At 59.7% G+C, this 13,527-nt stretch carries 12 protein-coding genes; 3 read left to right on the top strand and 9 right to left on the bottom strand.

Features of this window, described 5'->3' with window-relative positions:
* Position 1: 1 nt before the first annotated feature.
* On the bottom strand, positions 2-493 hold the full coding sequence (locus WCA85_RS12480; protein WP_424064241.1) for an Lrp/AsnC family transcriptional regulator: 492 nt from the start codon (positions 491-493) through the stop codon (positions 2-4).
* A gap of 168 nt (positions 494-661) precedes the next feature.
* On the opposite strand from WCA85_RS12480, the gene WCA85_RS12475 reads away from it, so the two are divergent.
* Positions 662-1,081, top strand: coding sequence for a 4a-hydroxytetrahydrobiopterin dehydratase (locus tag WCA85_RS12475; RefSeq protein ID WP_424064240.1), 420 nt, complete (start codon positions 662-664; stop codon positions 1,079-1,081).
* Positions 1,082-1,179: 98 nt separating this feature from the next.
* Here the strand turns inward: WCA85_RS12475 and WCA85_RS12470 are convergent, their stop codons facing one another.
* Positions 1,180-1,404, bottom strand: coding sequence for a DUF3717 domain-containing protein (locus tag WCA85_RS12470; protein WP_424064238.1), 225 nt, complete (start codon positions 1,402-1,404; stop codon positions 1,180-1,182).
* Positions 1,405-1,523: 119 nt separating this feature from the next.
* Here WCA85_RS12470 and WCA85_RS12465 point away from each other — a divergent pair, with 119 nt between their 5' ends.
* Complete coding sequence (locus WCA85_RS12465; protein WP_027815974.1) at positions 1,524-2,210, top strand: response regulator transcription factor; 687 nt, start codon at positions 1,524-1,526, stop codon at positions 2,208-2,210.
* 159 nt (positions 2,211-2,369) lie between these two features.
* The gene (locus tag WCA85_RS12460; protein ID WP_424064236.1) at positions 2,370-3,866 is read left to right on the top strand and encodes a sensor histidine kinase; all 1,497 of its coding nucleotides are present in this window, start codon (positions 2,370-2,372) and stop codon (positions 3,864-3,866) included.
* Positions 3,867-3,917: 51 nt separating this feature from the next.
* Here the strand turns inward: WCA85_RS12460 and WCA85_RS12455 are convergent, their stop codons facing one another.
* From WCA85_RS12455 to mnmC, 7 genes are all read right to left on the bottom strand, one after another.
* Positions 3,918-4,397: an SET domain-containing protein gene (locus WCA85_RS12455; protein ID WP_424064234.1), complete on the bottom strand. Its 480-nt coding sequence runs from the start codon at positions 4,395-4,397 to the stop codon at positions 3,918-3,920.
* 221 nt (positions 4,398-4,618) lie between these two features.
* Positions 4,619-5,731, bottom strand: coding sequence for an NADH:flavin oxidoreductase/NADH oxidase (locus tag WCA85_RS12450; protein WP_424064232.1), 1,113 nt, complete (start codon positions 5,729-5,731; stop codon positions 4,619-4,621).
* Positions 5,732-5,879: 148 nt separating this feature from the next.
* Positions 5,880-6,593, bottom strand: a complete 714-nt coding sequence (locus tag WCA85_RS12445) for a glutamine amidotransferase (RefSeq protein ID WP_424064230.1) — start codon at positions 6,591-6,593, stop codon at positions 5,880-5,882.
* 123 nt (positions 6,594-6,716) lie between these two features.
* Positions 6,717-7,355 carry a MarR family winged helix-turn-helix transcriptional regulator gene (locus WCA85_RS12440; protein ID WP_424064228.1) on the bottom strand — a complete coding sequence of 213 codons (639 nt, stop codon included), beginning with the start codon at positions 7,353-7,355 and terminating at the stop codon, positions 6,717-6,719.
* 619 nt (positions 7,356-7,974) lie between these two features.
* On the bottom strand, positions 7,975-9,090 hold the full coding sequence (locus WCA85_RS12435) for a YbdK family carboxylate-amine ligase (protein ID WP_424064226.1): 1,116 nt from the start codon (positions 9,088-9,090) through the stop codon (positions 7,975-7,977).
* Between the two features lie 90 nt (positions 9,091-9,180).
* Positions 9,181-10,383, bottom strand: a complete 1,203-nt coding sequence (locus WCA85_RS12430; protein ID WP_424064224.1) for a cation:proton antiporter — start codon at positions 10,381-10,383, stop codon at positions 9,181-9,183.
* Positions 10,384-11,418: 1,035 nt separating this feature from the next.
* The gene (gene mnmC / locus WCA85_RS12425) at positions 11,419-13,386 is read right to left on the bottom strand and encodes a bifunctional tRNA (5-methylaminomethyl-2-thiouridine)(34)-methyltransferase MnmD/FAD-dependent 5-carboxymethylaminomethyl-2-thiouridine(34) oxidoreductase MnmC (protein WP_424064223.1); all 1,968 of its coding nucleotides are present in this window, start codon (positions 13,384-13,386) and stop codon (positions 11,419-11,421) included.
* Between the last annotated feature and the right edge of the window lie 141 nt (positions 13,387-13,527).

Raw genomic sequence — 13,527 nt, 5'->3', positions numbered from 1 at the left:
TTCAACCGGAGGCCGCGCCTGGCGCCAGATGTCCCAATGGCAGCGGCCCGTTGCGCTTGAACGTGGTCAGCACGATGTTCGAGCGCACGCTGTCCACACCCGGTACCCGCATCAGTTTTTTCATCACGAACGACGACAGCGCGTTCAGATCCGGCGCGACGATGCGCAGCAGGTAATCCGCATCGCCCACCACCGCGTGGCATTCCAGCACCTCGGGTAGCACATCAATCTGTTGCTGGAACTGCTCGACGATCGAATCGCCGTGATGCTTGAGCTTCAGGCTCGTGAACGCAGTCACGCCGAGGCCGAGCTTCTCCGGGCGCAACACCACCCGATAACCGTCCACGACTCCTACCTGCTCAAGGCGCTGCAGCCGCCGGCCAATCTGCGACGGTGACAACGGCACCTGCTCGCCTAGTTGCTGATGGGTCGCGCGTCCGAAGCGTTGCAGGACCTCCAACAGCGCGAGATCGAAGTGATCCAGTTCAAGCATGACAAATCTCCGCATCAAGTACGTATTTTATGCACAATCATCGCATGTAGGTATTGAATAACGCTCATCCTGCGCGCCTTCCGCAGCGCTCTCGCTCTATTCATGCCAAACAGAACGGTTCAAGGGCGCGCGACTGCGGCGCGCGCCGATACGTGAAAAAATAGGTCAATGCGCCGGTATCGTGCCTGTCACCCACAACGCACGGACGACGCGCACGGTGCCGGTCACGCAGCGCTACCTGCGCGAGCGCGTCCACGTATCCATCCAGACAAGCAAGCGAGGTCTCTGATGATTCAAAAACTCACTCCGGAAGAGCGTGCCACCCGGCTAAGTCAATTGCACGGCTGGCAGTCCGTTACGGGTCGTGACGCGATCCAGCGGCAATTGAATTTTGCGGATTTCAACGAGGCGTTCGGTTTCATGACGCGGGTGGCGATCAAGGCCCAGGAAATGGACCATCACCCGGAATGGTTCAACGTCTACAACAAAGTGGACATCACCCTGTCCACGCACGAGGCCGATGGCCTCACCGAGCGCGATATCGCGCTTGCCCGTTTTATCGATCAGGCGGCAAAAGGGGCGCAGTAGCGCGAGGCGCTACTTGATGGTCGTGCAGCGCAGCGAGTCTGTTACGAAAAGTTTAATGAAAGCCCTTTGCAGGCTATTCTGCGCGCAATCCTTCACTTCTACAGGCCATTCTTAAGGCGAACGTAAGAATCCCACGCTTCCCTGGCAATCGCATCCAAAGCTTCCGGTGATAGCGTGGTCTGACGCTGTACAATCAGCAGCGCATACGGCTTGGAGAGCGCGCTTGCCTCCTTGCACAGAACGAGTTCGTCGCCGCTCGAAGGTGAGCGGGCGCGCCAGAAGTTGATCGCGGCTTCCAGTTCGTGGATCGTTATATCGGACATGATTTTCGTGATCGCCTGACGGCCGCAGGCAAGGTGGTGCCGCCTGGCATCCTGTGTAGCAGGCGCCCCGGCGAACCGCGTGCCAACAAGCCTAAACCCATTGTACTTGAGCGAAACCCATGCGACTCCTTCTGATCGAAGATGACCGCCCTATCGCACGCGGCATCCAAAGCAGTCTCGAACAAGCCGGCTTCACGGTCGACATGGTCCACGACGGCATTTTTGCCGAACAGGCCCTTACGCAAAACCGCCATGAACTCGTGATCCTCGATCTGGGCCTGCCCGGCATCGACGGCATGACGCTGCTCTCGCGTTTCCGTCAGAGCAACCGGCATACGCCGGTGATCGTGCTGACCGCACGTGACGAACTGAACGACCGTGTCCAGGGCCTGAATTCCGGCGCCGACGACTACATGCTCAAACCCTTCGAACCGGCTGAGCTCGAAGCGCGAATCCGCGCGGTAATGCGCCGCAGCGGCCCGCATGGCGATGTGCCGCGTCCCGAAGTCTCGCTGGGCGGCGTGCGCCTGTCGGGCGTCGACCGTCGCATCTTCAACGACGACAAGCCGCTCGAACTGTCGCCGCGCGAATTCGCCGTGCTCGAAATGCTGTTGCTGCGTCATGGCCGCGTTGTCAGCAAGGCCCAGTTGCAAGATCACCTGACGCACTTTGGTGGCGATCTCGGCGATACCGCGATTGAAGTCTATGTGCACCGTGTGCGCAAAAAGCTCGAAAACTGCCGTGTGGAAATTGTCACGGTGCGTGGCTTCGGCTACCTGTTGCAGGAAATCCGTCAGGCCGCATAATGGTCGTGAAGGTTCGGGCTCTGAGTGCTATCGGGGCCCGATAGCCTGACGACGCCAGTGCCGGCGTCGCACATTCCTCTCACGAATGCGCGCTTTGCCGGTGTCCGGCGGTTTTTTGCGGTGCTTATTTGCCGCTTTCTCTTTCTCGCGCGTTCGACCATGCCCCACCCGGCCGCGAATAGCCTGCGTCGCACGCTGCTGCGCCGCCTCGCTGCTCCCCTGTCGCTGCTTGCTCTGATGAGCGGCCTGATCGCCTACTGGCTCGCGTGGCAATACACGCAGCACGTGGTGGACCGCTCGCTCGCCGATCTCGCCACCGCCATCTCCAAGCAGATTCAGATCGCCGGTCCCAACGCGAAGGTCACCGTACCGCCGCTGGCCCAGGCCATGTTCTCTGATCCCGTCGAAAAACTCGTCTACCGGATCAGCAATGGCGACACCGAAATCGCAGGCGACCCGAAGCTGCCGTTGCAAGGCAAAAATGTTCGGATCATGCATTACGCGTATGTGTTCGAGACGCAGCATGACGACGTGACCGTCCGCGTGGCCCAGGTGCGAGTGGATCAACCAACGGGGAATCCGATCGTGATCGAGGTCGGCCAACCCGTCGAGCACCGTTTCGAGATCGCCGCCGAGTTTCTGGTGGCGATCATGATGCCATTGCTGTTATTGCTGCTGGCAGGCTGGGTGATCGTGTGGCGGGTGGTCAACCAGCAACTCAATCCGCTCACCGATCTGGCCGATTCGCTTAACCGGCAGACCCACACGTCGCTCGAACCCGTTGACGAAACCTATGTGCCGGTCGAAATCCGGCCGCTGACTGGTGCGCTGAACGCGCTGCTCGATCGCCTGAAAACCGCGCTCGATGGGCAGCGCAAATTCATCGCCGACGCCGCCCATCAACTCCGTACCCCGCTGACGGCCGTCAAGCTGCATGCAGAGCAAGCCGCGACTGCGCGCGATCCACAACATACACTCGCCGCCGTGCGCGAACTGCGGGCCGCAGCAGACCGCGCGGTGCGACTGGGCAACCAGTTGCTGTCACTCGCACGCGCAGAGCCAGGCGAGCAGGCAGCGCGTTTCGTGAACGTCGACATGGCTGCGCTCGCTTTCGAAACTGGCGCGGAATGGGTACCGCGCGCCTTGGGCGTGCACGTGGACCTCGGCTTCCAACGTCTGGACGACCCCGAAAATGATCGGCCGCTGACCGCGCGCGGCAACCCGGTGCTGCTGCACGAAGTCATTGCCAACCTGCTCGACAATGCGCTGAAGTACGTCCCGCCATCGCGCTTCGACGGCGGCCGCATCACCGTCACCGTGTCGCAAAGCCTGGTAGATGACGTACCGATGGCAGAGATCATCGTGGAAGATAACGGCCCGGGCGTGCCACTCGCGCAGCAGGTCGACCTCTTCAAGCGCTTTTTCCGCGGCGACGGTCAGAGCGAAAGCGGTGTCGACACCGGCGCCGGTCTCGGCCTCGCTATCGTTCACGACATCATGGTGCTACATCGCGGCAGCGTGCATTACGAAGATGCGCCGGATGGCGGCGCGCGCTTTATCGTGCGGATTCCGCTCACGGCAGCCGACGCGCCGCGCGACACCGTGATCCGCCGCGCGCCAAAGAAATCGGCGCACCAGGCGCCGATCGATCTGTAACTTCGCAGCGCCACCAACTGGCGGCTGGGCTGCATTCGTGCAGCCCCCGCGTCATTTCTTCTTCTTGCTTTTCTTCCCGCTCTTCTCCGGCGGCGCCAGCATCGTGCCACGGCATTTACGCGCGCCGCAGCGGCACTCGTATTCCTTCTGCAGCTTCTTGGTCTGGCGTGCGTCGATCACGAGACCGTAGTCATAGAACAGTTCTTCATCCGCCGCGATATTGCGCAACGCGTGCACATAAACATGCCCATCGATCTCTTCCGCTTCGCAGTTCGGAGCGCACGAGTGGTTGATCCAGCGGGCGCTGTTGCCATCCACCTTACCGTCGATCACCCCGCCACCGTCGAGTGCGAAATAGAACGTGTGGTTTGGTTCTTTCGGATTATGAGGATGACGCCGCAACGCTTCCTTCCACGAAATCCGCTCGCCCTTGTATTCAATCAGGCGCTCGCCTGCCGCAATCGGTTCGACAGCAAACACGCCTTTGCCATGCACTCCCGAACGGCGCACGACGATCCTGCGTGAACTCATTGAACGAATCCTTGTGAAGAGCTGGGGGTGAACATCTCGAGTGTCGCCAATACCGCAGCTTGACGACGCTTGCCGGTTTTCTGGCGCGAATAGCAAACGCGGCGCCTTGCGAGCGCCGCGTCGACTTGCAACGCACATGCGTCACAACCGGCATCGTACACGCTTGGCATGGCTTCGTTCAACCGCCAAAACACCATTAGCGTGAGGTGCGAGTTAAAGACTCAACGTTGTCCGAACGAAATGTCGCCAAACAGGGCCTTTTGTTCGCGGGGTTGCGAACGCCAATACTGCGGCGGTGCTTCAACCGTGGCACCCAGTTGTGCGGCAGCATGCCAGGGCCAGCGAGGGTTATAGAGCAATCCACGCGCCAATGCGATCAGGTCCGCATCGCCCTCTTCGATCAGTTGCTCGGCATGAAACGGATCGGTAATCAGACCGACGGCGATCGTCGTCATACCGGTGGCCTTTTTAACGGCATGTGCAAATGGAACCTGATAGCCGGGTTCAAGCGGAATTTTTTGCAGCGGGGATACGCCACCCGAGGACACGTCGACCCAGTCGCAATCACGCTTTTTGAGTTCTTGCGCAAAGGCAATCGTATCGTCGAGAGTCCAGCCGCCTTCGACCCAGTCAGTGGCCGACACGCGCACACCAACCGGCTTGTCCGCCGGAAACGCCGCACGCACGATGTCAAAGATCTCCAGCGGAAAACGCATGCGGTTTTCGAGCGACCCACCGTATTCGTCAGTCCGTTGATTGGCGATCGGCGAGAGAAATTGATGTACCAGGTAGCCGTGCGCCGCATGGACTTCCAGCGCGTCGATGCCGAGCCGAGCTGCGCGCCGGGCGGTCGCGGCGTAGGCTTCGCGGACCCGGTTAAGGCCCGCTGCGTCGAGCGCTAGCGGCGCTTGCTCACCGGCCTTGTGCGGCAACGCAGACGGCGCATGCGGCAACCAGCCACCCTCGGCCACCGGAATCAGCTGCCCGCCGTCCCAGGGCACATGACTCGACGCCTTGCGGCCGGCGTGCCCGAGCTGCATCGCAACCGGAATGGAAGAATACTGGCGGATAGCGGCAAGCACCGGCACGAGCGCGGCTTCGGTCGCATCGTCCCACAGGCCCAGATCGCCGGGGGTAATGCGGCCTTCAGGCTCGACCGCCGTCGCTTCGATGCACAGCATGCCGGCGCCCGAGAGCGCCATGCTGCCCAAATGGATCATGTGCCACGCGGTGGCTTCGCCACGTTCGGCGGAGTACTGACACATCGGCGACACGACGATGCGATTAGCCAGCGTCACACTACGCAGCTTGAGGGGGGAAAAAAGCGCGCTCATGGATTACGCCCTGGATCGACCGAGGAGCGAATGAGCATAGCACTGCGTTTGATTCGCTGCAGGACAGTTGCTCATGCAGATTGACCACTTGCAACAGTCAGGCCTCACCCGCAGCGCGCGGCGCCATGCGCCTGGCACTGCGTACCGATCAGGCTTTCTTCTCAACCTGATCCAGCCACTCGTTGAACATCAGCTGGGCAGCTTCTTCCAGACGGGCCCCAAGGCGGGCGGTATCAGCGCGCAATTCACGCGCGTCGATGCCTTCGGCCACCAGTTCGCCGGCATTGCCGATCAGCCAGGGTTCGAAGCGGTCGGCCCGAATCTCGGGGTGACATTGGAGGCCGAGCACATGATCGCCCCACACAAACGCCTGGTTTTCGCAGGCCGGTGTCGACGCGAGTCTTGTCGCCCCAGTGGGCAGATCGAAGGTATCGCCATGCCAATGCAGCATGGAGGTGAGCTTGCCGTCCAGATGACGAACCGGTGACACCCGTCCGGCGTCAGTCAGCGTAAGCGGGGTCCAGCCGAGTTCGGTATGGCCCGAGGGATAGACCCGCGCGCCCAGAGCGCGCGCAATGAGTTGCGCGCCAAGGCAGATGCCGAGGGTCGGCAGGCCGGCTGCAATGCGCTTTTCGATCATCGACAGCAACGGCACCAGCGTCGGATAGTGAGCGTCGTCGCTGGCACTGATCGGGCCACCCAGCACGACCATCAGCGAAGGTGCGACGGGATCCGGCGCTTCGATGCGGGCAAATCCCACATCAAGGTATCGCACCGGCCGCCCTCGCGTGCCCAGCACCAACTCGAGACCGCCCAGATCCTCGAAGTGCACATGGCGAATGGCCAGAACTTCGTGATTCATCGGCAGATCCCACCATCAATAGACAAAAGACACGCCGTTACACGGCGCAACACCGGCCCGGCAGGCCGCGCAACGCGGCTGCCACGACCGGCCAGGCAGTTTAACGAACGCTGGGATTTCGCCTTACTGCGCGTAGATCTTCCAGATTTTCTTCTGGGTTGCGACGTCCGCCGTCTCATGAACCGAGCAATCGAGACGCACGTCCGTGTCCGACATTTTCAGGTCGAGCAGTTTGCAATAATGCGGCGTCTTCTTCGGATTCTTGCTCGGTTCGAAATGTGTGCACGTCAGGCACATGCGGTGCGACGGGATGTTTTCCTGCGCCTCGAGCTGACGAACCGTCTTAAGCAGCGTGCGATAAAACATCGCCTGCTCGTCGTCGCGCAGTGTGCCCACGGCCTTGGCGAGGAAGTCCGGCCATTGAGCAGCGCGCTTGGCCGCCGTGCGGCCACGGGTCGTCAGACGCACCGCCAGCGCGCGGCCGTCGTCGAGCGCGCGGCGCTTTTCGACCAGCCCCTTGCTTTCGAGCGTACTCACCGCGTCGCTCGTGGTCGCGGCGGTCAAAGCCGTTTCACGCGCGATTTCGCCCAGACGCATCGGGCCCTTGCGTTGCATCAGCAGCACGAGGATTTCGCCCTGGGTGGGCGTGAGGCCCGCACCTTCCGCCCACTCCCATGCCTGGCTTCGCATGGCCGTGCTCAGTCGCAATAGGCTGTGGGTGACTCGCCCGGTTGCCTGCTCTCCGTATACGCCTTCGCTCATAATCTTTCGTTGGTTATTGACAGCTTGCCGCTGCGTAGCTGGCCGTCGGGCGCCAAACACGCCAGCAGCCTGTATGGGGGCAGCCTCATCCGGATCACGGACGGACTGAACTACTACTTCAAACTGATACCGCCAGACACGCCAAGCCTGGCGCGCCCTACAACACTTTTTGCATGCTCCGGCATCGTACCGTGTCGCGAAACCGGCCGGCAAGGCAACGGGATCGAAGCTGCGAAAACGACATTCTATGCGAGAGCGGAGAATCGTACAGCTAACTTATCCAGTGACGCCTGTGGATAACCACGGGAAAACGCCCAAATAGCGTGTGCACCGATTCTTGATAAGTCCTTTCGTCCTGCCTGCACCTGCAAGGTTATCCGCACTTTACCGGCTAACTGCGCCTGCGAACCGCCCACTTACCGTTTACGCAGAGCATTGAGTTTGCAGGAAATTATTCAGTTGTCCACAGGCCAATGCAATGCTTGTTAACTACTACTACGTTTGTATACGTAAACTTTAGAAACTTCTAAGGAACCCTGATCTGGAAATCACAGGTCGAAAAAAAACCCGCAGAAATTCAATTTTGCGGGTTCAGATACGGCTCGCACACGCCCATTTACTACGCGCGCCACTGCAAGCACTGCTGTCGTACGGCCTCGTGCAGGGACTTTTCATGTTCGAACACCGTGCGCACCCAGGTCGCATCGTTGACCTGACCTCGGGCGATCGACGCCACTTCGGCAAGCGCCTTGCCCGAGCCGAGCGCATCCGCGTGGGGCGCGATACGCTCGAGCGTTTCAATGATGTCTTCCGAAATAGTCTTGCGCTCGCCTGTCTGCGGATCGATACAAGTGCCGGCGAGACCAAACCGGCACGCTTCGAAGCGGTTGAAGGTGTAGACGAGGTAATCGTCCTCTTTCGGCGTCAACGGTTTGTCGAGCAACAAATGACGCGCGAGCGTCTGGATGTAGCAGGCAATCGCTGCGGCGCGATCCACTGAGAGCGGCGTATCCATCACGCGAACTTCGATGGTGCCGAAACCCGGCTTCGGGCGGATGTCCCAGTAGAAATCCTTCATGCTGTTCACGACACCCGTATGAACCATCTTCGAGAAATATTCTTCGAAGCTGTCCCACGTCAGCACGAACGGCGCGCGGCCCGATAGCGGAAATGCAAATACAGAATTGAGCCGCGCGGAATGAAAGCCGGTATCGACACCCTGCACGAACGGCGACGAAGCAGACAGTGCAATGAAATGCGGAATGAAGCGTGACATCGAATGAAGCAGATACAACGCACTGTCTGCATTCGGGCAACCGATGTGCACGTGCTGCCCAAACACCGTGAACTGCTTGGCGAGGTAGCCGTACAACTCGGAGAGGTACTGAAAGCGCGGCGTATCGACGATCTGCCGATCGCTCCATTGCTGAAACGCATGAGTGCCGCCGCCGCACAATCCAACGTTCAGCCGGTCAGCCGCGGCAACCAGCGTGTCACGGATCTTGCGCAAATCGGCCAACGCCTGCTCATGCGACGTACAGATGCCGGTCGAGAGTTCGATCATGCTCTCGGTGATTTCCGGCGTGATGTTGCCGGGAATCGGTTCATCCTTGATGAGTCGCAGCAGGTCGGAAGCCGCTTTGGTCAGATCATAGTCATGCGTGTTGACGATCTGCATCTCGAGTTCGATACCGAAGGTAAACGGTTTCGAATCGATGAAGCGTTCGAGTGACATAACGTCCCCTGATTCAAGTCGGCTGAGCGGGCCTTGCCGCAACAGCCGTTTTCAAATGTGGATTGCGCGCGCAGCACGCAACAAATCTCTTCACTCGCGCCGTTCGCCCACCAGCGCGAGACTGCGATAAACCAGCCACGGCCCGACGATTTGCAACACGACGATCGAGCACATCGTGATAGCGCGCAAACTCGGGTCGAAATTCGGATAAAGGCTATATGTGTCGTCTACAAGCAGATACGCCAGCGCTGACATTGGCGACAACGACAAACCAAGCGCGACGCCCTGCTTCCAGTTCAATCCGCTTGGCTTGGCAAAGGCCAGCACGCCGACCAGCTTGCCGACAAGTCGCGCAACAATCAGACCCAGCGCCGCCAGTCCGCCTATGCCAATGTCTTTCCATTCAAACGATGTCAGCGTCAGCACGAACAGAATCACCGTGAGCAGCCATCCTGCCGTGCCGAAATGCTGCGGCCACAATTGCGGACGCGCTTCCATATTTTTGACGATAATGCCGGCGACCAGCAGACTGAGAATAGTCGACAGCTTGAACAGATGAGCGATGGCGATGGCCAGCAGCACAAGACCGAACAGTGCAACGAACGAATGCTCGTCCTGCATGTTCATCCGGCGATATAAAAATATGCACGTGCGGGCAAGCACAAACGCAAGCACAAGCGAGCCGATCAGCAGATAAAGCGGCTGCAAAATCGTGGCGAACACATTGCCGTAGGCTTCCTGATGAATCCAGCTCGACACGAGCTTTTCGATCACGACTGCATACATGCTGTTGAGCGCGGTCAACGTCATCAGACGCTGTGTGACCTGGCCTTCTGCACGCAACTCGGTCTTCAACTGGATCACCATTGCGGGCGATGTGGCCATGGCGATAGAGGCGACCACGAGCGCAACGATCAGCGGTACATGCAGGAATAACAGCACCGGCAAGACCAGAACGAACGTGAGCGTTGCTTCAGCAATGCTCGACAGGATCAACCACGGATTACGGCCCATCCACCGCAGATCCAACCGGCTACCCAGTTCGAACAGCAGAAGACCCAACGCGACATCGAGCAAAGGCCGCGCGGCAGTCGCCGAATTGGAATCGATTACGCCGAAGCCGGCGGCACCGGCTACGAGGCCAATGACTGCGTAACCGGAAATGCGTGGCAGCCGCCACGCGCGATAGCAAAGTTCACCGCACAGACCCGCAGCGAATAACGCGAGTCCTGCCCAAAATATGGCATCGGGTGAGAGTGGCCAGCCGGGAAAAAACGAAAACGCCGACGTCATCGTGGTGCAGTCTCCTTTGTCGACCGGAGTGAAGCCTAAAGCGCCAACTTCGGTCGCATGCAAAATGGTTGCTGTCTGCAACGACTAGCGGCACCTGCTCGCAGAACAAACCAGCGAGCGTGCAAACGCGCAATGTCTTCATTGCCTGGTTTGCTTTGGGCCGACCAGCATTGCGAAATGTCACCGATCGGGTGAAAGCTGAACGCGCCGGACCCACGAACTCGCAAACGGTGAATTCGGTTGTGCCGTTACAGCGTGAACTGTGGCGGCACGGATCCCGCACGATGAAAGAACGCCACCGTCCTGAATCAGAGTCAGATCGCGAGGAACCGTTCCTTTGGTGCGTCCGCCGTTTGATGCGAAGCAGGACGCGAGAAGAACGGCGATTGTGCCATAGCTTTTCGGACAAGATCGAAAACGCTCGAACCCGTACTGGGAGCGGTAAAAATAGGCTTCTTTTGCGTGTTTAGAAGAAAAACCGACCGGTTCTCACCGTCATGATCCTGGAGGAAACCGTGCGTCCACATACGAAGTGAAGAGTCGAGGTAAGCACTCGCGCCTGAGCTTACGCAAGTATGGCCGCGCAGCATGACGGTGTCGTTCCACTATCTGCGACCCAGGCATTCAACGTGACGCTACTTTCGTTTGGCAGCTTCTGAACGATGCTTTTATCAGGCCATTTGCTGTGTCGCTCAGCGTCGATAAGCGACGGCCTTTCTGTTTATTGGTTTACTTGTATGTATACGTAGTAGCAGTTAACAAGTCTCCTCCGTTTCTGTGGATAACTCCGGTTTACCTAGCTGAATCAGTGCGTTGCCGAACGCACAACCCGCTGCACAGTGTGTGCGACTGTGACTCGTATCCTTGGGTAACTTTTTGCGTTTTTGACGCGCGGCGAAGTTACCCCGTTTACGTCCACATGCCGTCCACATCAGTTACACCTGCAATCAAAGCGGTTATCCACAGACAGAAGTGGATAACTTTTAGGCGGCGGCCGGTTGCCGCCGCTGCTCATTGCCGTGATTCCTTGACGCGCTAACGCGCGGTGCCTTGGCGTAACGCGCGCAACAGAAAGCGTGCGGGGTCGAGATATTCAGCGAGATCACGTTCTATCGGCCACGGCTCGCCTTCAATCTGCGACGCAATCAGTTCAGCGCCTAGACCGGCCCAAACCAGTCCGCGCGAGCCGTAGGCGAACGCGCCATATAGACCCGTAGCGCGCGGCAGATCGAGCGGCCAGGCGCCACGTAAACGCTCGGCGTCATGGATCGCGGCGGCTTCATTGGCTAGTGCGCCGATCATCGGCAGACGATCACTCGTCACACAGCGAAACGCGACGCGCCCAGCAAGCGAGCCGCTCCGTTCGGCGTCAAATGCATTTGCCAAGGTTGGCAGCATCCGTGCGACGCGTTCGAGGTTTTCTAACTGCCCAGCCGACTGAAGGGCGGCGTCGGGATCGTCAATGTCATAGGTCGCGCCGGTCAGCGTCATGCCATCTGAAAGTGGCACGGCATAACCCTCGCCGATAACAGGCACGCCTAACGAAGGAACGCTGCCCGCAGGCAATAAGGTCAACTGACCACGCACGCTGCGGGTCGGGGCATAGTGCAAGCCGGCCAAGTGCGCAGCATGGTGCGCATTGGCGAAGATCACGACCGGTGCCCGAACGAGCGTTTGTCCGCCGGCGTCAAACACATTCCATTCGTCGCCCTCATGTTCGACTTTCGCTACCTCTACACCGAAACGCCGCTCTATCAGATCGCCAGCCGCCGCGCATTGTGCAGCGCAAAGCGATGCCGGATCAATCCAGCCGCCTTGCGGAAAAAACCAGCCGCTTTGTGCAAGCGGCAGCTTTGCAATCTGCTCTGCCTGCGCTAATCCAAGTGACGTAACGTATTCGGATGGATAGGCAAAGCTCGCCAGTGCGGTGGCCATCAAGCGAGCTTCTTCTTGGTTGGCAGCGAGTTGCAGCAGCCCGGGAGCACCGCGAGTCAGACGATGACCGTTTTGCACGAGCGCATCCCAGCGCTGCAGTGCATACAAAAACCCCGCACGAGTGATGCGCGATGCAACGCTGTCGTCGCGCGAAAGCATCGGGTGAAATACACCGGCCGGATTACCGGATGCATCGCGCGCGACGGCCGCGTGCCTTTCCAGACAGGTCACGTGCCAGCCGCGCGCAGTGAGCCGCTCGATCAACGCACAACCTGCGAGACCCGCGCCGATCACAACCGCATGTCGTTCCCGCACCGCGAGCGGCGCCGGTGGTTCATGCCGACGCACGCGCCAGCGCGGCGCGAAATGACCTTGCAGCATGGCGCGCTTCCAGCCAAAACCTTCTACTTTTCGGTATTCAAAGCCATTCTGTGTGAGCGCGCGTTTGACGTCACCAGCACTGGTGTATGTGGCGAAGGTGGCGCCTTCACCGGCGAGGCGTGCCAGCGATTTGAAAATAGCAGGTGTCCATAACTCGGGATTCTTTGCAGGCGCGAAGCCGTCGAGATAGAAAGCGTCCGCCCTTAGCCAAAGTGTGGGAAGGGTCTGCGTAGCGTCGCCGAAGACGAGCGTACACGTAACCTTGCCGCCTTCGAATTCGAGGCGATGGGTGCCCGGTACGAGCATCGGCCACGCTTCGACGAGTGTCCGAGCTAGCGCAGCTATCGACTCGTCGGGCACAACCGCGCTGTGTGCAGCTAGCAGATCGGCCCGTGTAAACGGGTGTTTTTCTGTCGAAACGAAGTGCAAGCGCTCGCAACGTGCCGGGTCGGCGCGCCACGCGGCCCATGTCATCAGGAAGTTGATGCCCATGCCGAAGCCAGTCTCCAGCACAGTGAAAATGCGTCGGTCGTGCCATCGTTCGGGCAGTCCGTTGCCCTGCAAGAAAACGTGTTGCGCCTGGGCAAGACCGCCCACGGCGCTGTGGTAAATGTCATCGTGCTGGGGCGAAAACGGTGTGCCGTTGTCGCGAAACGCCAGCGTCGCGGGAATCAGCGGATCGGTCATGCGGAGCAAAATCCCTTTCGACGAAGCGGCCAGCGGTCGCCGCGCGCAGCGCTCAGACTCTCGCGTGGCGGCACCCCGCGAGCCATTCAACGGCTGCCAGGCGGTCACCTCGAGGCCATCAAGCAGGCGTCAGGCGACCAC

Source organism: Paraburkholderia sp. (assembly GCF_049581445.1).
Taxonomy (GTDB): domain Bacteria; phylum Pseudomonadota; class Gammaproteobacteria; order Burkholderiales; family Burkholderiaceae; genus Paraburkholderia.
The sequence above is the reverse complement of the archived record's forward strand: the minus strand, read 5'-3'. Positions and strand labels throughout refer to the sequence as shown.